Source organism: Ferruginibacter profundus (genome assembly GCF_054783275.1).
In genome coordinates this window covers 193,174-214,814 of the sequence record NZ_BAAGQW010000001.1, presented here as the reverse complement: position 1 = coordinate 214,814, position 21,641 = coordinate 193,174, and the positions used below count along the sequence as shown (strand labels likewise).

The 21,641-nt window shown below is 41.4% G+C and carries 10 protein-coding genes; 1 reads left to right on the top strand and 9 read right to left on the bottom strand.

Annotated features, from left to right (window positions below):
* Positions 1–6: 6 nt before the first annotated feature.
* The 4 genes from ACYVM0_RS00810 to ACYVM0_RS00795 form a co-directional block, all read right to left on the bottom strand.
* The gene (locus tag ACYVM0_RS00810) at positions 7–3,126 is read right to left on the bottom strand and encodes a SusC/RagA family TonB-linked outer membrane protein (RefSeq protein WP_460551014.1); all 3,120 of its coding nucleotides are present in this window, start codon (positions 3,124–3,126) and stop codon (positions 7–9) included.
* 31 nt (positions 3,127–3,157) lie between these two features.
* Entirely contained in the window at positions 3,158–4,927 is a 1,770-nt protein-coding gene (locus ACYVM0_RS00805; protein WP_460551011.1) for a RagB/SusD family nutrient uptake outer membrane protein, read from the bottom strand.
* A gap of 10 nt (positions 4,928–4,937) precedes the next feature.
* The gene (locus ACYVM0_RS00800; RefSeq protein WP_460551008.1) at positions 4,938–7,823 is read right to left on the bottom strand and encodes a SusC/RagA family TonB-linked outer membrane protein; all 2,886 of its coding nucleotides are present in this window, start codon (positions 7,821–7,823) and stop codon (positions 4,938–4,940) included.
* A 246-nt stretch (positions 7,824–8,069) separates the two neighbouring features.
* Positions 8,070–12,167 carry a hybrid sensor histidine kinase/response regulator transcription factor gene (locus ACYVM0_RS00795; RefSeq protein WP_460551005.1) on the bottom strand — a complete coding sequence of 1,366 codons (4,098 nt, stop codon included), beginning with the start codon at positions 12,165–12,167 and terminating at the stop codon, positions 8,070–8,072.
* 193 nt (positions 12,168–12,360) lie between these two features.
* Here ACYVM0_RS00795 and ACYVM0_RS00790 point away from each other — a divergent pair, with 193 nt between their 5' ends.
* On the top strand, positions 12,361–12,930 hold the full coding sequence (locus tag ACYVM0_RS00790; RefSeq protein WP_460551002.1) for a GNAT family N-acetyltransferase: 570 nt from the start codon (positions 12,361–12,363) through the stop codon (positions 12,928–12,930).
* On the opposite strand, the gene galA is transcribed toward ACYVM0_RS00790, so the two are convergent.
* The 5 genes from galA to ACYVM0_RS00765 all read right to left on the bottom strand — a co-directional run bounded on the left by galA (position 12,914) and on the right by ACYVM0_RS00765 (position 21,463).
* Positions 12,914–16,318, bottom strand: a complete 3,405-nt coding sequence (gene galA, locus ACYVM0_RS00785) for a beta-galactosidase GalA (protein WP_460550999.1) — start codon at positions 16,316–16,318, stop codon at positions 12,914–12,916. The genes ACYVM0_RS00790 and galA overlap by 17 nt on opposite strands.
* A gap of 43 nt (positions 16,319–16,361) precedes the next feature.
* Positions 16,362–17,396, bottom strand: a complete 1,035-nt coding sequence (locus ACYVM0_RS00780; protein WP_460550996.1) for a glycoside hydrolase family 53 protein — start codon at positions 17,394–17,396, stop codon at positions 16,362–16,364.
* A 3-nt stretch (positions 17,397–17,399) separates the two neighbouring features.
* Positions 17,400–18,734 (bottom strand): glycoside hydrolase family 28 protein, encoded by a 1,335-nt coding sequence (locus tag ACYVM0_RS00775; protein ID WP_460550993.1) that lies wholly within the window; start codon positions 18,732–18,734, stop codon positions 17,400–17,402.
* A 164-nt stretch (positions 18,735–18,898) separates the two neighbouring features.
* Complete coding sequence (locus ACYVM0_RS00770; RefSeq protein WP_460550990.1) at positions 18,899–19,678, bottom strand: SGNH/GDSL hydrolase family protein; 780 nt, start codon at positions 19,676–19,678, stop codon at positions 18,899–18,901.
* Positions 19,679–19,687: 9 nt separating this feature from the next.
* Positions 19,688–21,463, bottom strand: a complete 1,776-nt coding sequence (locus ACYVM0_RS00765) for a glycoside hydrolase family 2 protein (RefSeq protein WP_460550987.1) — start codon at positions 21,461–21,463, stop codon at positions 19,688–19,690.
* Positions 21,464–21,641 lie beyond the last annotated feature (178 nt).

Below are 21,641 nucleotides of genomic sequence, written 5' to 3'. Positions count from 1 at the left end.
ATTTAGTTAAAAGGTGATGCTGGTTCCAAAATTTATGATACGTTGCGGCGGATAAATTGTCCTGTCGGTATTAGTACTTATTTCAGGATCAAAATCATACAACTTATCCAGCTTTGTCCATGTAAACAGGTTGTAAGCATTAGCATAGAATTTTACATTCTCCAGTTTTACATGCTTCAGCCATTTTTCCGGTAAGCTATATCCTATCTCTGCAGTTTTTAACCTCAGGTAATTGCCCGAAATAAAATAGAAGGTTGAAGGATAAGAGATCGCATCACTTGCGCCTGCCACCATCGATAATCTCGGGAATTTTGCATTATCCCCCAGTTCCGGTGTCCATGCATATTGATGTATTGCTGTAAGGTTAGAAGAGAAAGGCCTGATGGCTTCCGCTACTGCCCTTACATTAAAGTTCATGGCACCCTGGAAAAATGCACTTAAACTAAATCCTTTATAGCGGAACCCCACCTGGAAACCATAAGTGGTATTAGGAATATTAGAGTAACCGGTAACTTCCTGGTCAAAGCCATCAATTTTTCCATCACCATTTAAATCGGCATATTTTAAATCGCCGGGATAAGGTTTTTGAGAGGGCTGAGGGCTGTTGGCAATATCGGCACTGTCTTTATAATACCCGATAAAGCGATATACCCTTTGCATACCAATGCTGTTACCCGTGAATGCCTGGTATTTATTGGCATAAGTGGGTTCATCTGCAAAGTTGATCTTGTTTTTAGCAACGGAGTAAGTTCCTTTTACATTATAAGATAGTTCTTTGCCGATCTTTCCATTGTAGTTGATCTCAATTTCATAACCCTGGTTATCTACAATACCTAAATTAACAGGAGGCAATGTCTGGCCAAATACGGCAGATACGGTTCCTCTTGTGGTTAAGATATCATAACGTTGGTTCTTGAAATAATCCACAGTACCTGTTAACCGGTTGTTGAACAAACCAAAGTCAATACCGATATCCAATTTCTTTTCTTTTTCCCATGATACCTGGTCGTTACCCAATGTACCCTCACGGATACCCGTAAACGTATTACTGCTGGTACCAAAGTTGATAGAGCCTGAGTTACTCCATGATGGCAAATAATAATAGTTGAAGGAGCTGCCGATTTTATCATTACCTACCAAACCGTAAGAAGCCCTTAATTTTAAATTATCCAGTTGTTTAAAATGATCGGCAATAAAATCTTCCTTAGCAATATTCCATCCTACAGAAGCTGCAGGAAAAAGGCCGAAACGGTTGGCTTTGGCAAAACGATCGGAACCATTGTAAGCCACATCAATTTCTGCCAGGTATTTTTCTTTGAAGTTGTACCCTGCCCTGCCGGTGAATCCACGGAAATTATTAGGAATAAAGTTGTAGGTGGAATTAGAATTAAACCTGAGGTCGGTATTCTGGTTCAGCAATGCCAGGCCATACACACGATGCTTGCCAAAAGTGCGATCGTAATTAAGCATGGCTTGAATGTTAATAGTACGAACAGTACTGCCGGCAGAATATCCACTGAAGAAACGACGGATACGATATACATTCGGATCACGTGGCGTATACACATTGGTAACAGGATTATAAATAAAGGAAGGAAACTGGTCCCTCGTCATACTTTTAGAATAGCCGTAGTTACTGGTATAGGCTGCTGTAGCTTTAAAGGAAAGCCCCCTGGTTATAAAATCCAATTTCTGGTTGGCAGAGGTAATAAAGTTCATATTGTTTTCGTAGTTGCGGTTGTAACCATAGTAGGTTAAACGGCCAACAATATTATTTACATTGTAACTGCTGCTGGTACCGCCACCGCTTATCTGCCAGTTGCTGTAGCCAAAGCTGCCATTGGGATTGTAAATAGGATACGTAAATGGTGCCAGTGATAAGAAGCTGCTGTATTCGTAAAACACATCATTGTAACCAAACGGGCTACCTACATTCGGTGTATTGATCTCACCGATATTGCCATACAGATCCACCCTTACATCGGTGGTTTTTGTAACCTTAATATCAAGGTTAGACCTGTAATTGTAACGCATGTTATAATAGTTACCATTCACATCCTGCGATTTACTGAAGTTCTTCACCATACCATCCTGGTACAAACCGCCTAAAGAAATAAAATATTTTACTTTTTCTGTACCGCCACTGATATCAAAATTGGCCCGGTATTGTTTACTGAATTTTTTAAACAATTCGCTATACCAATCTACATTCGGGTGCCCGTAAGGGTCATCTCCCGATTTAAAATGATCCAGGTCTGCCTGCGAAAACCTCGGTGTAAATCCGGTTACCGGGTTTATCTTGTTATCGTTGATCTGTGCCTGGTTATACAGGGTTGCTGTTTCAAAAGCATCCAGGTATTTAGGTATTTTGGTAGGTTGCTGCAAACTGGTTTCTAAACGGGTGGAAATTTTTGGCGGACCAATTTTACCACGCCTGGTGGTAATGATCACTACCCCATTGGCACCTTTTACACCATATACCGCAGTAGTGGAAGCATCTTTTAAAATACTCAGTGATTCAATTTCATTGGGATCGATACGGGAGAACTGGTCGTAACTGTATTCGATATCATCTACAATAATTAAAGGAGCATTCGATCCTGTGTTGTAAGAACTCTGCCCACGGATAAAAAAAGTAGCCCCATCTGCTCCCGGCCTTCCGGTAGGCTGTACAGAAAAAAAGCCCGGCAACCTGCCTGCCAATGTATTCTGCAGACTGGCCGATGGATTTTCTCTCAGTTGTACACCTGATACTGTACTAACGGCACCGGTTAACGTAACTTTCTTTTGCCTGGCATACCCCACAATCACCACATCTTCCATGCCTTTAGCCTCGGCCCTTACAAGCAGGATCTCAGGATTACTATTATCCGCAATGCTGATCTGCTGTTGTGCAAAACCTACCGCACTGACGATAATAAAATTACTCTTCCCTTTTATAGTAAGGGTAAACCTGCCATCAGCATCGGTGGTAGTACCATTGGTAGGAAGATTTTTTTCCACCACACTTGCCTTTGCCACCGGGCCGCTGCTGTCTGTCACACGGCCTCTTACAATTTTATTTTGTGCCTGCAACTGTGCCAGCGCTACCAGTTGCATGATCAGTATAAAAAATATTTTTTTCATCGTAATTGATTTAATTTTTTTGAATTGAAAATTACCAGCCTTCATTTTGGATTAATGCCCTGTTCTTAACCGTTTCGTCGTAAGGGATGGGCATGTGGTACAATTTATTGTCAAACTGTAAAGTGCCTACCTGTACTTTCTCGTAGGTAAACACAGTGCCCGATTTGGTAATTTTCATTCCATATACGGGGCCGGCTAAATCGGTGGCTGCTGTTTTCCAGCGGCGCACATCCCAGAAGCGGTGCTCTTCAAAACTTAATTCAATACGGCGTTCATTTCTTATCAATGTTCTCATATCATCCTGTGTAATACCCACACTGATACCGCACCTGCCATTGGCTCCGGCTGTAATACCAGCTCTTTTTCTTATCAATACAATCTGTGTTACGGCATCTTCCACACGGCCTACTTCATTTAATGCTTCGGCATAGTTCAGCAATACTTCTGCATAGCGAAAGAGCGGAAAATTGTGGCTTTGATTAGAGTAAGTGGAACCTGTTGGAAAATTGCCCAGGAATTTACGCAGGTAATAACCGGTTTTTGTCTGAATGGCTACAGTAGCATTATTAGGTTTATCCAATCCGCCTTCAAAAGTTTCCACACCGCGGCCTAACCAGGGGTAAGCGTTACGGAAAACTGTTACATCTAACCTTGGATCACGATTGGTATAAGGTGCGGTTGCGCTATAACCTGATGCCACATTAACAGTACCATCGGGGTTAAAAGGCTGCAACCCGTTGAGCATTGGAAATGCATCCACAAAATTTTGTGTAGGACTGGTATATCCCTGGCTTGGTGCAGAACCAGCATAACCAATGGGTGCCTGCGAATTTTCAAGGCTGGTATTATTGGCGGTTTGTTTTGCCAGTATGATCTCTATATTCTTTTTTGTAAGAAAGACCTGGGCAAATGCCGGAGGTGTTCCTGCAGCAAGTAAACCATAATAATTAAGATTTTTCAATTCTTCGGCAGAAGCAATTACTGCCAGCCAACGGTTAGGGTCAGCCGCAGTATATCCTGTTAAAGCTTTTTTAACCGGATCACTTTCTATACCGCCACCATTAAACAAGGGGCTTGCCGCATATAACTGTACCCTGCATTTAAGTGCAATGGCAGCACCACGTGGAATGCGGCCCCAGTCTGCATCGGCAATAGCTTCTTTACGTAAACTGTCCTTAACAATATTGCATTCGCTCACAATATAATCCACGCAATCAGCAAAAGTATTGCGGGGCAGTTGCAGGTTATCATCCAGTGTAAATATTTTATCGCCCACTAACGGTACACCGCCATATCTTTTTAATAATTCAAAATACATGAAGCAGCGTATAAAACGGGCTTCTGCACGCCAGTACTGGCGGTTGAGTTTTGCAGCGGCAATACTTGCACTATCTGTTTGTATGATAGGTACATTGCCGATATTCTGCATAAAGATGTTGCATCTTCTTATACCATAATAACTATTGGCCCAGTAAGCATCAGGATTGTTAACCACACTTACACGGCGGTTGGTATAATACTCTACCAAAGTATTGTTACGGCTGGGTATGGCATCGCCGCTGGCAGCATCCAGGAAATCGCCGCTGATACGGCTAAAGCCATTGGGAATATAATTATACAGGTCGTTTAAATTAAATGCGGCCACTGTTCCCAAACGATCTAAGGTATCAAATACCAGGTCGGCCCCAAACCAGTCTTTGGGTTCTGTTTCCAGCTTCTTGCAACTGGAGGAAGTAGTGGATAAAGATAGTATCAGTAATGCAGACACTATAGTTGTTAAAAATATTTTTATCTTGTTCATATAGCCGGTTTTATAGTTTTATGGTGATACCAAAATTTAATAAACGTTGATTAGGATAACTGAAAGCGCTGATAATTTCAGGGTCACGGTCATCCAGTTCTTTTGACTGGATGGTTAAAAGATTGTACCCTCTTGCAAACACACGGATGTTTTGCAGTTTAATATGCTTAAGTAAACTTTGCGGAATACTGTATCCTGCTTCTACCTGTTTCAACCTGATGTAATCACCGTTTCTCATCCAGTAAGATGATTGCGCCTGGTTATTACTATTGGTACTGATATTAAGGCGTGGATAAGTTGCCGTTGCTGCTGTTGCAGGCGTCCAGCGGTTTAAATTATTTTCATACGCCTGTCCAAAACCACCATTCTGAAATGCCCAGATGCTGTTACCGCCTACATATACATCCCTGTTGGTAACACCCTGTATAAGTGCGCTGATGTCAAATCCTTTAAATGCAGCACCAACGGTTACGCCAAAAAACATAAGTGGTTTGCCGGCCCTGCCAATTGGAGCAATATCAAACTGGTCGATCACACCATCGTTATTGAGGTCTTTGTATTTTATATCACCGGGTTGCGGCGTGTATCCCACAGTGGTAGCACTGCCATTAATTTCTGTTTGATTTTGAAACAAACCGGTTGCCATATATCCAAATGACTGTCCTACCCTTTGCCCTGTTCTTTTCATCCAGTCGTAAGGCCTGTATACTTCATCGCTAAATAACACTTTGGTTTTTAGTATACTTGCATTGGCAGTTGCAAAATATTGCAGGCCGCTGTGGGTACTTTGCTGCCAGCTTAATGTAAACTCCAGCCCGGTATACCTGTTTTGCCCGATGTTTTCACGGGGATAGTCATTACCTATAATGGTGGTGCTAAGGCCTCTTATCTGCAGCAGGTCGTAATATTTGTTATTAAAATATTCTGCGCCCACACTAAGCCTGCCGCCCAGTAAACCTGCATCCACACCGGCGTTAAATTTGTTTGATTTTTCCCAGCTGATATTAGGGTTTGCCAAAGGCTGTTCAGTAATAGCTGTTTGTGCCCCGGCACCGGTGCCAAAATAAACACTGCTGGCATCAAAAAAGCGCTGGATATAAGTAAAGTAACCTGGATCATCCCATCCTGTTTTTCCATATGAACCATATACTTTTAAATGATTGATCCATTTTTGATTGGCTAAAAAATTTTCTTTCTCCATATTCCATGCTAAACCTATGGCAGGAAAAAATCCTCTTTTAAAATCTCCATGCGCAGGATAACGGTTAGAGCCATTGTAACCAAATGCCGCTTCAGCAACATATTTTTCTTTGTAGTTGTAAGCCACACGGCCGGATACACCACTGATGGTATAAGGCAGGTCGCTGTTGCTGACTGCATTATCACGATTGGCTAAAAGCAATGCGTTGATAGCATGATCTTTGTTGATCTTTTTATCGTACCCGACTGATAATTCAACATAATTGGTACGGCCCTGGTAAGCAATACCATTACCATTGGCCTGTGTGCCATCGGTACCATATTTATTATAAGTAACAGGATTGGTACTGGTGATCATTTGATACACTGCAAAAGATTTACTCCTGTTATTATCTTCTGAAAGTGTGGCGTTGAATGATGTTTTTACCTGCGCCCACAATCCCGGCGTGAGGTTATCTAAATTTTGTTTCAGGTAAAAATTGGCCAGCATATCTCTTTTATAATTCAGCCTGTAACCGCTGGAAATGGCCTGTGCCATTATATTATTCTGAAAAAGGCTGGTGCCTCCAAAAGAACCATTATCGTTGTAAACCGGGTAAGCATTGTTGGGGGTATTTACAAGAGAGGATATTATTGAAGCTGCAGTAGCACCGGGCTCACTGCCGTTTAAAATTCTTCCCAATAAATTAATACCACCGGTAAGTTTGCTGTTAACACTTACATCCACATTAGAGCGGATAACATAGGTTTTAAAATCGTTATTGGTGTTATAAGTATTTTTATCAGACTTTACAAAAAAACCGGTTTGGTTCACATGCTCCAGCGATACAAAATACCTGGCGAATTTATTACCGCCGGTTGCATTTAGTGAGTACTTGTCAAAACGGGAAGACGATTTCAAAACCTGGTCTCTCCAGTTTACATTCGGGTGGCCGTAAGGGTCAGTACCGTTTTTGTACGCATCCAAATCGGCCTGGGTGTATTTAGGTGCCAGCCCGTCGTTTACCAGGGCCTCATTATATAAAGCAGCATAATTATAAGCGTCAAGCACTTTAGGTGCACCTATCGGGTTTTGAAAACCGGTTTGTGCAGTAAATGAAATGGATTGCTTTTCTGCCTTTCCTTTTTTTGTGGTTATCAGTAATGCCCCGTTACTGCCTCTTACACCCAGCATGGCGGTGCTTAAAGCATCTTTTTGTAAGGTTACCGATTCCACATCTTCCAGGTTAAAAATGGAGAGGTTGGCCACCACACCATCAATAATTACCACAGGGTCCTGCCCCCTTAGTGAAAGTGATACACCATCGCCACCGGGCTGGCCCGAACCCTGGGTTGCATACAGCCCTGCCAAACGGCCAACCAACGTATTTTTTACGCTGGTAACAGGAGCCTTCAAAATATCTTTTGAATACAAGGCTTCGGTAGAAGTAGCGGTAAGATGTGGCGGTGTTGACGTATAGATCAACTCTGTTGCAGGCCTGGCTTTAACCAAAAGGGTGTCGCCGGCGGGCTTTGCCTTTTGAGCATAAGTGCCGGTACAGGTAATGGCTGTACATAAGAATGCGCAAAGCACCGGTTTAAATAATGCAGTCATGGTAATTGGTTTAATCTTGGTAAATAGAATGTGAATACTACAATCAATATCTCCCGGGTAATGTGGGGAGATGGCACAGGAAGGTGTTTTTTCAAATCTCATAAAGCTAGTTTTTGGCAATTCGTTATTATAATCACTGTAAAACTATACTTACAAGGGGGGTAAAACGGGGGATTGAGTAGTAAAATAAGGGGGTAAATTCGGAAATCTTGTAAAAAAGAGGGGTAAAATGGCCGATTGGGGAAAATAATTGCAGGAGCGTTTAAAAAACAGGGATTAAAAAGAAGCCGGCTTCTGCTGCAGATCCGGACCGTTACCAGGGCAATGTACCTGGCCAAAAGCACCTGTTTATTCCTTATCCTTTACTACTTTTTCGTTCAGCTTATAATTCCTGCCCAGGGTCTTCCGGTATTTTTCAATATACTCTGAAGGCTTTAATCCGAAGGTTTTGGCAAACTGCTCCCTGAAGTATTTGATGTCTTTGATACCCACATAAAAAGCGGTCTCATTAATATTATGATTAGTATTAATAAACATTTCGGCAGCCTTTCGTAATCTTATAAAACGGATAAAGGCATTGGCACTCTGGCCGGATATGGCTTTCACTTTTTTGTACAGGCTGCTATGGCTCATGCCTATTTCTTTAGCCAGCATTTCAATATTAAAGTCGTCATTATCCAGGTGCTTTTCAACAATCAGGATACATTTTTCCAAAAACTCCTTGTATTCGCCGGTAATATTTAAAGTGTTTTTCTGGTGCGTTATGGCATCATAAAAATATTTCTGCAGGCTTTGTTGCTTTCTTATCAGGCTTTGCACCCTTGCCACCAGCATATCTTTTTCAAATGGCTTGGTAATATAATCATCGGCACCATTTTCAATCCCTTTTAATTTTGATTCGGGAGAAAAGCTGCCCGTTATTAAGATGAAGGGAATATGACTTAGCGTAGGTGATTCTTTAATGGCCTTGCAGAAATCAATCCCGTTCATGTCTGCCATCACCACATCGCTGATAATGATATCGGGCTGAACATCCTTTGCAATTTTTAGTGCTTCATTGGCATCGCCGGCCTCATATACAATAAAGCTGTTTTGAAATACCTGGGCCAGGTAACTCCTCATCTGGGGATTATCATCAGTAATCAGTATAGATTGTTTTTCGCTGACAATAGATTCAAGGCCATCACTGCTGCTTTTTTGCGGTTGCTCTTCAGGCTCGTTACCGGCTACAATTTCTTCCAGTAAAATATGGGCATTGGTTTCCTTATCAATAATTTCAATATCACCAAAATGTTGTTTGCCTTTATTGAACACAATACAAAAGCTGGTGCCGGTTCCTGCAGAGCTGGTATAACTGATCTGTGCTTTGTGTTTTTCCACAAATCGTTTTACAAGATAAAGCCCGATACCAAAACCAGGTTTTGCCGGCGTATCTTTTTCGTTTACCTGGTAAAACTTTTCAAATAATTTATCGCCTGTTTGCGGGGGGATGCCATGCCCGTTGTCTGTAACTTTTACCTCGATGGTGTTGATCTTTTCTGCAATACTAAAAACGATCTTGCCATGATCGGGAGTATACTTCATGGCATTGGACAAAAGGTTGTAAAAAATAATTTCCAGCTTTTCCCTGTCGCCATATATTTCCAGTGCGGTGTCTTCGCATTCAAAAACATACTCAATGTGTTTGGACCTGGCCTGCTGCGAAAAGTATAAAAAAGTCTCGTGGCACAGTTGGTAAAAATTAAGCCTGCCTACATGCATCTCGCCTGTTTCACTTTCAGTTTTTCTGAACAGGAGTAATTGATCTACCAGGCTTAATAAACGGCGGGCATTGCGGTATACAAAATTCAGTTCGCTTTTTCCCGATGCATCCTGCTCTTTTTGCAGCATGTCTTTAACCGGGTTAATAATTAACGTTAAAGGCGTACGGAACTCGTGGGTAATATTGGTAAAGAAAGACTGTCGTTTCTCGTTGATCTCTTTTTCCTTGTCTGCTGTTAGCTGGGCTACTTTAATTTCGTATTTCAGTTTAGCCTGCTGCGCCCTGTAGCGGTAAAATGCATAAATGATGGCACCCGCTGCAAGCAGGTAAATCAAATAAGCCCACCAGCTGCGGTACCACGGAGGTAAAATGGTTATTTTTAAAACGGTTTCCGCAGTGCTCCATTCCCCGTTGCTGTTGGTATTTTTAATACGCAATGTATAGTGGCCTTCGCTGATATTGTTGTAATTGATATTACGGATATTGCCGGTGTAGTTCCAGCCTTTATCCCACCCCTGTAAATAATACGCATACACGATCTTTTCGGGAGAGGAATATTCCAAAGCATTAAAACGAAAAGAAAGTACTGCCTGATTGTAGGGTATTTCTAATTGTTTTATTTCAGCATTGTCGCCTTCCTTAATAAATTCATTTACTTCGGCAACGGGCTTGTTATTGATTAGAATATCGGTAATAAAAACCGGCGGCATGTATTTACGAACCGAAATATTACCGGCAGAAAAAATATTAAACCCATTGATACCGCCAAATACTAATTCGCCGCTACTCAATTGCAATGCCGCATTATAAGAGAACTGGTTGCTCTGCAAGCCATCGCTCTGGTAAAAATTTTTAAACACTTTTTTAACCGGATCAAACTTAGATAAGCCATTGAATGTACTTAACCACAGGTTGCCTTCACTATCTTCCTTTATATTCAATACAGCATTATTACACAAACCATCCGCATCTGAAAAGCGTTGTATAATTTTCCCTTTTGCAATATCAAATAATATCAACCCTCCTCCTTCTGCCCCTATCCAGAAATTATGCTTCTTATCTTCGTATAATGCCCTCACCGGCTTACCAATTTCGTAGGTAAGATGATGTTTATTCTGCCTGTCAATTTTTACCAGGTTGCCGGAGTTGCCTGCCCATAAATTTCCCTGGCTGTCTTCTGTAAAAGCCACCAGGTTTTCTAATTGCTGTGTAAATACTTCAAACCTGTTGAGCGCCCTGTTAAAGCGGTATAATTTTCCATAACTAAAAGTGGTAGCCCATAATGTTTTATCCCTGTCTTCGTATAATAACCATACGTTCTCATTTTCATAACCGCTGCTGTCATTTATACATTTGTAATGTTCAAATGTACCGGTGGTTTTATTAAACCTGTTGATGCCTCCGCCAAAAGTTGCTATCCAGGTAGCGCCGGTATAATCTTTTATAATACTGGTTACAGAATTGTGGCTTAAAGAATTCTTGTCATCATTATTATGTTTATAATTGGTAAAAGTATTGGCCTTCCTGTTCCAGATGCTTAAGCCACCGCCATCGGTTCCTATTAAAAGATCCTGGTTACTATCCTCACAAAATGTATAAATAAAATTACTGCTGAGGGTATTTTTTGTAAGCGGATTATCAGATACGGTACGGAACCTGCTCTTTTGTTCATCAATAATATCGCAGCCGCCCTTTAATGTACCGATCCACATCCTCGATTCTTTATCAGCAATGATCGAATACACCGATTCGCTGCTGATCTTGTTCTTGCCTCCTTCGGGTAACAAATATTTAAACCCATGTGTTGTTTTATCAAAAATATTTATGCCGCCGCCATCTGTTCCCACCCACAGGTTCTGGTGAGCATCAAAGCAAAGGCTGATCACCTGTGGCGCATTTAATTTACCCGGCGCTGCAGGATATGCTTCCGTATAACTATTGGATGCAATTGAATATTTATACAAACCTCTGTCGGTGCCTACCCAGATATTACCCTCATCATCCGTTTTCATACAATTGGCAGATGTGATCTTTTCATTTACAGGAATGATCTTTTCAGTTTGCATATCAAACTCACACATGCCTTTGTTAAGTACAAACAACCATATTTTATTAGCACTAAAAGCTATGGCTCTTACATTAAAATCTGTTACATAACCGTTGCCGTTTTGTAAAGCAATTTGCCGCCCCGTTTTATCAGTATTCTTTTTTACAATAAAGCCCCAGCCATTGGTGCCCAGGAAAATATTTCCTTTTTCATCTGAGTTAATAACATTGGCCCCAAAATTCATTTTTTGAGCAACCTGCGAACGGAAGGGTATATAATAAGCAGGTAAAAATTTAGTGGTAATATTATTGTAGATAGCTACGCCCTGCCCTGTGCCCACCCATAAATTATTTCCTTTGTCTTCGTGAATGGTATAAATATAATTATGCGGAATAGAGGTAGAATCACTCAACCTGTTACGGAAAATTTTAAATTCACTGCCATCGTAGCGGTTAAGGCCATCGTAGGTACCAAACCACATAAACCCTTTTTTATCCTGGTACACACAGCGCACAGAATTATTGGAAAGGCCGTTTTGTATAGAAAGATGAGAAACAGGAAGACTATCGTTTGCCTGCACCTTAAAAGCATACAGCAACAAAATAAGCCCCGCAATAATTTTACACCCTGATTTCATCCTGTTTATTTGTACCAACTGATTCATAAAGATAAACAGATAGGTGCATAAAATGAATCTGTTGATTTTATTAAATTCCCGTTTCATTTATCTTTCTGATTTTGAAATTATCAACATTAAAAATAAAATTATACAAATAGAATATTGAAGCCTTAATTTAGCTTGCCGGTAATTACGAATAAAAAACACAGCGATGCAAACATTACACCTCACAACAGAACGTCTATGTATAAGAAATCTTAAACCAACTGATATCAATGATTTTCATATTTACCGCTCCAATCCCGAGGTAACAAAATACCAGGGTTTTGATGTAATGACCATTGAACAGGCAGAACAGTTTATACAGGACCAAAAAGATAAACAGTTTGGAAAGGCGGGAGAATGGGTACAATATGCCATAGAAAACAAGGAAACAAAAAAGATTGTTGGCGATTGTGCTATTAAGCTGGATGCGTACAATCCCGAAATAGCAGAGATAGGAATCACTATTTCGCACCTGAGCCAGAAAAACGGTTACGCTAAAGAAGCGCTGTGCGGCATTTTAAATTTCCTGTTTAATGAGATCAAAATTCACAGGGTTGTAGAAACCGTGGATGCAGAAAATACGGCCTCTGTAAATTTATTAAAAAGCGTTGGCTTCAGGGAAGAAGGCCATTTTATTGAAAACATTTTTTTTAAAGGCAGCTGGGGCAGCGAATTTCAATATGCCATGCTAAAACGGGAATGGGATAGTAAACAGCCCGCTACTTATTCAAAATAAATTCCCGGCTCAGTTCGTCGTACATACCCATGTAGCTATTAGACTTACCATCGGTATCAAATATTTTTTCCCAGGTACTCAGTGGTTCCCATATGCAGGTACCTTTTCCTTTTCCGTTGGGCAATTCAAAAGCTATTTTATTTACTTCTTTTTTTAGTGCAGAATATTCCACCACAATCACATCTTTATTGTACCTGCGTACCAGGTCATTTAAATTATCACGCAAATCATCTAAAGTGCCATGCCATTTGGGATAGTAAGACTCGCCTATTACATCAAACAACACTCCTCTTACCATCATGTTATCCATAAAATTTACAGATTCGTAATTCTGCCCGCCCAATGCCACATGCAGCATGATCACTACATTTACATCAACAGCCTTTACCGCTGCAATACCGGCGCTGATCAGTTGCGCTGTACCGTCGATATTCGCTACATTTCCATCAGGCCACACAATACCGTGATTGATCTCATTACCAACCTGCACCATATCCGGTGTTGTACCCTGCGCTTTTAATTCTTCCATTACTTTTTTAGTATAATCAAAGAGCGCTTTTTTTAACCCGGTAAATGATAAATTTTTCCATGCTGCAGGTTTATATTGTTTACCCGGATCGGCCCAGTAATCGCTGTAATGAAAGTCGAGTAAAAATTTCATGCCGGCTGCCTTTATTCTCTTTGCCATTTGTTTGGTATGTTCCAGGTCGCAAAATCCTTTTCCGGGAGAATAGCCACTGTCGTTGGCAGGATCATTAAAAATGCGAAGGCGCACATAGTTAAAGCCATGTTCCTTTAAAATCTGTATCGCATCTTTTTCAACGCCTTTATCAGAAAATTTTATTCCCCTTGCTTCCAGCTGTGGCAGAAAAGAAATATCTGCGCCTAACATTTTACCGGTTGCCCTTGGTTTTGCAGCTTCACCTTTCAACTCATAGGTTTTATCAATATTTACTATTTCATTTTTTTCAGGGGCCACAGCAATAATATCAGTTGACCCGGTATACAAGCCCGTTGCTTTGGCCTCAAATTTAATATTACCCGGTAGGATACCCGATTGTACAATCACCTGGCATTTGCCATTGAACAATGTTCTTTGCCATGCACCATCCACACATTTATCAGGTTCGTGACTGCTGGGGTCGCCATTACCAACACCAATAATCCTGGCATCTCCTTTTATATAGAATTTAATAAGGTTGTCTGCATCAGGCACTTCACGGCCTTCCTTATCCACAACGCTGATGTTTATAATAGTCGCATCCTTACCATCGGCGAGTACCGTTGTTTTGTAAGGGGTAACCACTACTTCAGCTGGCTGCCCGGTGGTTTCTACTTTTGCAGTAAGTTTTTTCCCTTTTTTATAAGCAATGGCTTCCAACTTTCCGGGTTCATAATTCACCGTCCACATTAAATGACTATTGCGTGGCATATCTTTTTTACCCAGACTTTTTCCATTTAAAAACAATTCCACATTATCGGCATTGCTGTTTACCCACACGTCAATGGGCTGCCCCCGTTTTTCTCTCCAGTTCCAGTGTGGAGAAATGTGTAACACATCCTTATCTGTCCACCAGCTTTGATAGTAGTAATAAATATTTTTTGGAAAGCCGCACATATCCATGATACCAAAGTGAGAATTGATATTGGGCCATTTATAAGGCGTTGGTTCGCCACGGTAATCAAAACCCGTCCATACAAAACCACCCAGCCAGTAATCGTTAGGTGCGGCCAGCTTCCACCATGTTTCTGCAGTGCTTGCCCACCATGGTGCAGTAATATCCTGGTCGGGTAAATAGGCTCTTATACTATCTTTTTCCAGGATGCCCCTTGTGGTAACCGTACTTCCCATCTCTGTGCCCAATAAGGGTTGGCCGGGATGGTCTTTATGATATTCTTCCACGGCAAACTGGCGGTAATTAAAACCACGTACCGGTATAACTTCGTTAACGCCACGAAATACATTGGCTACATCAGCTGCGTATGTACATGTACGTGAGGGGTCTAATGATCTTTGTTTTGCGATCAATGTTTGTGCTATTCTCTTACCGTTGGCCTGCGTATGTATCCAGCCTTCTTCATTCCCTATGCTCCACATAAAAACTGAGGCACGGCTCCGGTCTCTTTTTACCAGTTTTTCAAACTGGCCCATATACTCGGCACCACTGTTAAGCAACCTGTTCTCATCCAGTACCAGCATACCCAAGCTGTCACAGGCATCAAGCAGTTCAGGTGTAGGTGCATTATGACTGGTGCGGTACGCATTAACGCCCATGTTCTTTAATAAATTTATCCTGTAGTAATGCAGGTAATCAGGTTGTGCACTGCCCACGCCGGCATGATCCTGGTGATTGTTGGTACCCTGTATTTTTATATGGTTGCCATTTAAGAAAACACCATTGGGTTTTATCTCAATAGTACGGATACCGAATTTTATTTTCCTGGTATCAATGATATTGCCGTTTTGTTTTACTTCTACTACAACCCTGTACAGGTAAGGATTGTCCAGCGACCATAAAATTGGTGCATTGATGGCAATGGTTTGCTTTACCGGTTTTTCTTCGCCGGCAGTAGCGCTAACAGTTTGCTCTTTTGCTGCACTTACTTTTTTACCACCCCTGTCGGTTAAATAAGTATTGACAGCATATTGAGCTGTTGCGTCCGTTTCATTGGCTACAGTGGTTTCAACTGTTACGGTAGCTTTATTATTGTCAACCGTGGAGTACGCAAAAATGCCATCTGAAACAATATGTGTGTTGGCATATTTATTCAACCATACATGCCTGTAAATACCTGCGCCTTCATAAAACCAGCCTTCATATTGTGTGGCATCTACCCTTACTGCAATTACATTTTCTTTATCGTAGTTAATAAAGTCAGTGATATCGTAATTCACCCCCAGGTAACCGCTTTTATTATTGCCCAGGAAGAAACCGTTGACCCAGATATTGGCATCACGAAAAATACCATCAAACTGTAACTGGAAACGCTGGCCCGAGTCTGCTTTGGACACTGCAAAATGTTTACGATACCAGCCGATACTTGTTGCCGGGAATAAACCTCCCACAGGTTTATAGCCATGCGATTCCAGGTCAAAATTATCGATGTAAGCAAAAGGCAGTTCAACAGCCCAGTCGTGCGGCAGGTCAAGTGTGCGCCATGCACTGTCTTTAAAACGAAGTTCGATAGCAGTACCCGGTGCTGCACCTGATTTTGAAAAAATGGTACGCAGGCCGTAGTTGAAATCTTTTTCGGGATTGGATGCATTACCGAATGCAAATTTCCAATCATTATCAATATTGATGTGCTGCCTTTGCTGTGCTGCAGCTGATATTATACTGCATAAAAATGCAATTGTTATAATAAGATATTGTTTTACTTTTTGCATGATCCTTTGATTATGTCTGTTATCGGCCAGGATTATCCTGTTTTTATTTAAACGCATTTAAAGCAGCAGTTGGTTTCCCGGAATTGTCGAAAGCACCAAGCGTGTACCCCTGCCAGTTATTATACGCTTCCGGCTCCCAGTACAACACCCCTAAGCCCATATTGCCCGGTACCGATGCTGTTTTGGCAATAATATCAGTTAAAAAAGAATTACAGGCGGCGGCATTGTCCCAGCTCATCCCCACTTCCACCACCATTACCGGTTTACCATAACGGGTTACCATATCATTCATATTGGTAACACATTGTGAATTATACGATGCCCAGTTTGATGCAGCCGGGTATAAAGACATACCGATAACATCATATTTAGCACCGTTGGTCTTTAACCCGTCAAACATCCACCGGAATAAACCATTATCGTATCCGTTTGAAATATGAACAATAACCTTAGCTGTTGCAAAAACAGATTTCACTGCATCGTATCCTGCATTCACCAATTGTGTAAAATTGCTCATGTTTGCAGATGCTTTGCCTTCGGGCCACAACATACCATCGTTGGTTTCGTTACCCACCTGCACCCATTCTGGTGTTACGCCATTGTTTTTTAGTTGTGTAAGCACATCAACAGTGTGCGTGGCAACAGAAGTTTTCAGCGCAGCCAGGTCCTGTGTTGCCCAGGCGGCAGGTTTGGTTTGTTTACCGGGATCGGCCCAGGTATCACTGTAATGGAAATCGATCATGATGCGCAACCCGGCATTTTTTGCCCGTACAGCTTTTGCTACCACATCTGCAGCATTATTGTATGCCGGCGAGGGATTTACCCAAACCCTCAGGCGAACAGTATTGATACCAAGTGATTGCATCAAAGCAAAACAGTCCTGTTGTATGCCTGCTGCATTATAAAATTTAATGCCGGCCGCTTCCATTTGTGTAACCCAGCTAATATCTGCTCCTTTTACAAAGCCGGAAGGTAAAGGGGTTGGCGGAGTAATGCCGCCGCCGTTATCATCACTCTTTTTTTTACAGGATAAACCTGCAATTAATATGAGCCCTGAAAGAAATATTTTTTTCAGCATCTTCTACATTTTTACAGGTGCCGGTTTTGCAACAGGTGTTTCCATTGGTGTACCGTTAACGATAACATTTTCAAATTTCAATCCTTTCATGTCACTTAATTCCAGCGTAGCACTTTTAAGCTGTACATCAACGTTCTTTAAAATGATCTCTCCAAATTCTGTATCAGGATTACCCTGTATTTTTCCAAGAGAACTATTGCCGGTTCCTTTTACATTGGTGATGGTTATGTTGCGTACCAGAGATTTGGGAGGCAATTGCCCTTTAAGATCGAAATACTGGCTCCATGGCGCAATATTAAATATAACACCGCCATTTTCCATGGTGATGTCTTTTAAACTGATGTTTTCATATTGCTGTGGTGTATCGGGCCTTAGCTTTAAACGCAGCACGGTTGGCTTACGGGTAGTGCAACGCTCCACATTTACATCACGTACAATGGTAGCTTCGCTGCCGCAGGTAACAATACCCCCACCGGCTTCAAATACACAATCAAGAATATGAATACGCTCTACTGGAGGACTGTCTTTATCCTGCATGGCAAAGGGGCCTTTGGTTCCTTTTAAGGCAATACAATCGTCGCCCACAGAAAAGAAACATTTACTGATGGTAATATCCTGGCAGCAATCCACATCAATACCATCGGAGCTGGGGGCATTGTTTGGTTTGGTACCACTCAATGCTGTAAAGCGGCAATTTTCTACAGTAAGGTTCCGGCACTTATACAGGTGCAGGTTCCAGAAACCGGAGTTCTTATAGTTAATGCCGCTTATTTTTACATCATTGGAATTTTGCAGCAGCGTGAGGCGTGGACGGGGAACACCCAGGTTGGTTGTTTTTTTATCAAGATCACGCTTGTCATAAAATTCCTTCCAGAAAGGCTGGCCACTTCCATCCAGTGTACCCGTTCCTGTTATACGAAGATGATCAACCTTATCGCCATTTAAAAGTGCAGCAGGCCATTCTTCAAAGTGGCCTTCAATACGCGTCATTAACCTGGGGTAGTCATTAATATCGGTGGAACCTTTTAACACGCCGCCATCCTGTATTTCCAGGTTAACACCAGGCTTTAGAAAAATGGAACCGCTTAAAAATTCGCCTTTGGGAATTACAACTGTGCCGCCTTTTTTAGCACATTCGTCAATTACCGCCTGTATGGCTTTGGTGTTAAGTGTTTTGCCATCTGCAACGGCACCATAGGCCGAAATATCATACCGCTTATCTTTTACCACCGGTATTTTTGCGGTTGCCGCTGTACTCGATTTTTCTCCCGTGCAATCAACTGCAGCGGCAATAAATAAAGACAGAAAGCATATTGAAATGGCCAGTTTATTTTTCATATAAAGCATGTAAGGTGAACTGAAATAAAAGTTTTTTAAAGATGAGGTAACACAATCGTAATTTTTAAACCTGCAAACAATAAACAAAACTAAGTCTATTTAAAATACCATATACAAAGGGCAGGACAGTAAATAACTGTTCCATGTTAAGGTTGCCAGCTTTTTTAAAAATGTAGCTTCTTTAAAAAATGCAATTCCCTGCTCACCTGTTTTATCCATTCTCTTGTTATCAGCTCGTGGCCGGAGTAAGTAGGATGAATGCCATCCCATATCCAGTAATCAGCTGCAGCACGGCCGGCCGCCGCAATAAATATTTTTTGTAAGGGTACAAATATCGTGGTGTAATCTTTTGCCAGTTTATTAACTACCGCCTGTCTTTTTTGCATGTCCTCATTCCAAACTGTCCAGTTATCCTTTACCCTGCCCACCGGCATTATAAAAGGTTCGCAGAGCACCAATATACAATGGGGTAATTGTGCACGGGTTTGATCCAGTAATGACCGGTACACTTCTTCGTATTTTTCTACGGTAACAATGTTTTGTTGTTTTACTACCGAATCGGTATCATTTACACCAACCAGTATGCTGAGTACATCCGGCTTAAGATCGAGTGTATCAGTTTGCCAGCGTTGCTGCAGGTCGGTAATTTTATTACCACTGATCCCCCGGTTATAAAACTGGTTGGCTTTTTCCGGAAAACTTGCTCCCACCCTGCCGGCAATACTATAAGCATAACCATGACCGAGAATATGATTGGGGTCTATGCCTCTTCCACGGTTGCCATCTGTTATTGAATCACCCTGGAATAAAAAATTCAGCTGTTCCTTTTTAACGGCTGTTTCAGCATTGATACCTGTGTAAGCCCGGCTGGTAGTAAAACCTGCAGAAGCTATACCAGCCAGTGCAGTTTGCTTAATAAAATCTCTCCTGGAATGATGTTGCATGTTGTTGAATTATTGTATGCTATCGTAATAAGCTTTCATCACATACCAGGATTTTTTCTTTTCGCCTTTATCAGATAATAATCCTTTCCTGTTCCATCCTTTCTGATACACCGTATTCATGCGTTGTGCCGAACGAAAATCATATAATACCCATGGTGCAGTACCTCTTAAAAAGGGAATATTTTTAAACATTGCCACATTGTCTTTATAAACACGTTCCTGGTATTCTTCGCTCCAGCTGCTTGCTGTATCGGCAGACCCATGATGACCATATAAGGCTTCGCCACCAAATTCACTCATGATAAGTGGTTTATTAAAATCAAATTTCCATATATAGTCTTCAGGACCGGCAGCCCATGGCGTGTACCAGCCTAAGTAAGCATTTACACCCACCACATCCAGTACCATGCTTAAACTATCATATACCGTCACCATGTTTTTATCAAATATATTATGAGAGAATGCAGAGGCAATTAAACGGGTGCTGTCTTTTGCCCTGGCTACTTCCGCCAGTTTAATTAATGACTGCGTTCTTACCGGTGATGGTGTGGTTTCGTTACTTAAACTCCAGATGATGATACTGCTGCGGTTTTTATCCCGCTGTATCATTTCCTGCATCATGGTATTCATTTTGGGTTGTAATACCGGGTCGGCAAAAGCAATGCCCTGCCACAACGGAATTTCTTCCCATAACATGATGCCCATTTTATCTGCTGCATGAACCATGTATTCATTATGCGGATAATGCGTAAGGCGCACAAAATTGCAACCCAGCTCTTTTGCAGCAGTCAATAATTGCAGCGCATCTTTTTCATTCACCGATTTTCTTTTTTCAGCACTTATTTCTTCATGAATGTTTACGCCTTTTAAAAAAATACTTTTTCCATTCAATAGTATTTCAGTGCCTTTTACTTCAATAGTGCGAAAGCCGATATCTTCTTTAACCGTATCCGTTTGGCTGCTGATACTGATGATATACAATTTTGGTTTTTCAGGCGACCATAGTTGCGGCTTTGCCAAAAACTCAACCGGTGCATAACCGGAATCATCTGTAGTAAGCGTAGTATTAATTTTCATTTCAGGTATAGCGATGTTTACCTGTTGGGGAGTTTTGCTGCCATTGATTTTTATCCAGCCTTTAATGGTATTGTTGCTGCCTTTTTTTAATTGAATAAAATAATCTTCAATAAAAACAGCCGGCGTTTCAACCAGGTTTACATCCCTGTTGATGCCGCCATAATTAAACCAGTCATATCCCAATGCAGGTATACCATCTTTACGGCGTTGATTATTTACACGTACTACAACGGTATTTTGTTCTTTTACCTTATTGGTTATTTCAAACTGAAAAGGGGTAAAGCCACCTTCGTGGCTACCGATTTTTTCGCCATTCAGATACACATCAGCCGTATAGTTTACGGCACCGAAATGCAGGAACAAACGTTTGCCCGTTTTTTTATACCCAAATGTTTTTTTATACCATACCACACTTTCGTAGTAAGTGAGTTCGGGCATTTGCGAATTAAAATCGCCGGGCACATTTAATGTGGGTGCATCATCAAAAGAATATTCTAAAAAATCGGTGTTAGTTTTTGCTTTGGCATCTTTGCCAACACCCATTCTTTCGCCGGCATCATTAGGGTCGATGATCACTTTCCATTTGCCATTGAGGCTGATGGTCTTTCTGCCCATGATATTGCCCATGCCGGTTTGAGCGGCTGCCCCCGGCGGGGTAAGTAATGCACAAAGGCAAGGCATTAAAATAAAGAAAACTGATTTTTTCATAGCACAGCCGTATTGGTGTTTAAAGTTTACAGCAATATACAATGCAAAATCATTTTATACACCGGTTGTTGTTTTAAAACTCTCCAGCCCCATCACAGGATTCCGTAAGGTACAGCAAGTACCCTCCGGAATGCCGAACAAGGCCGGGCAGGCCTTAAAAGCAGTTGTGTATACATGT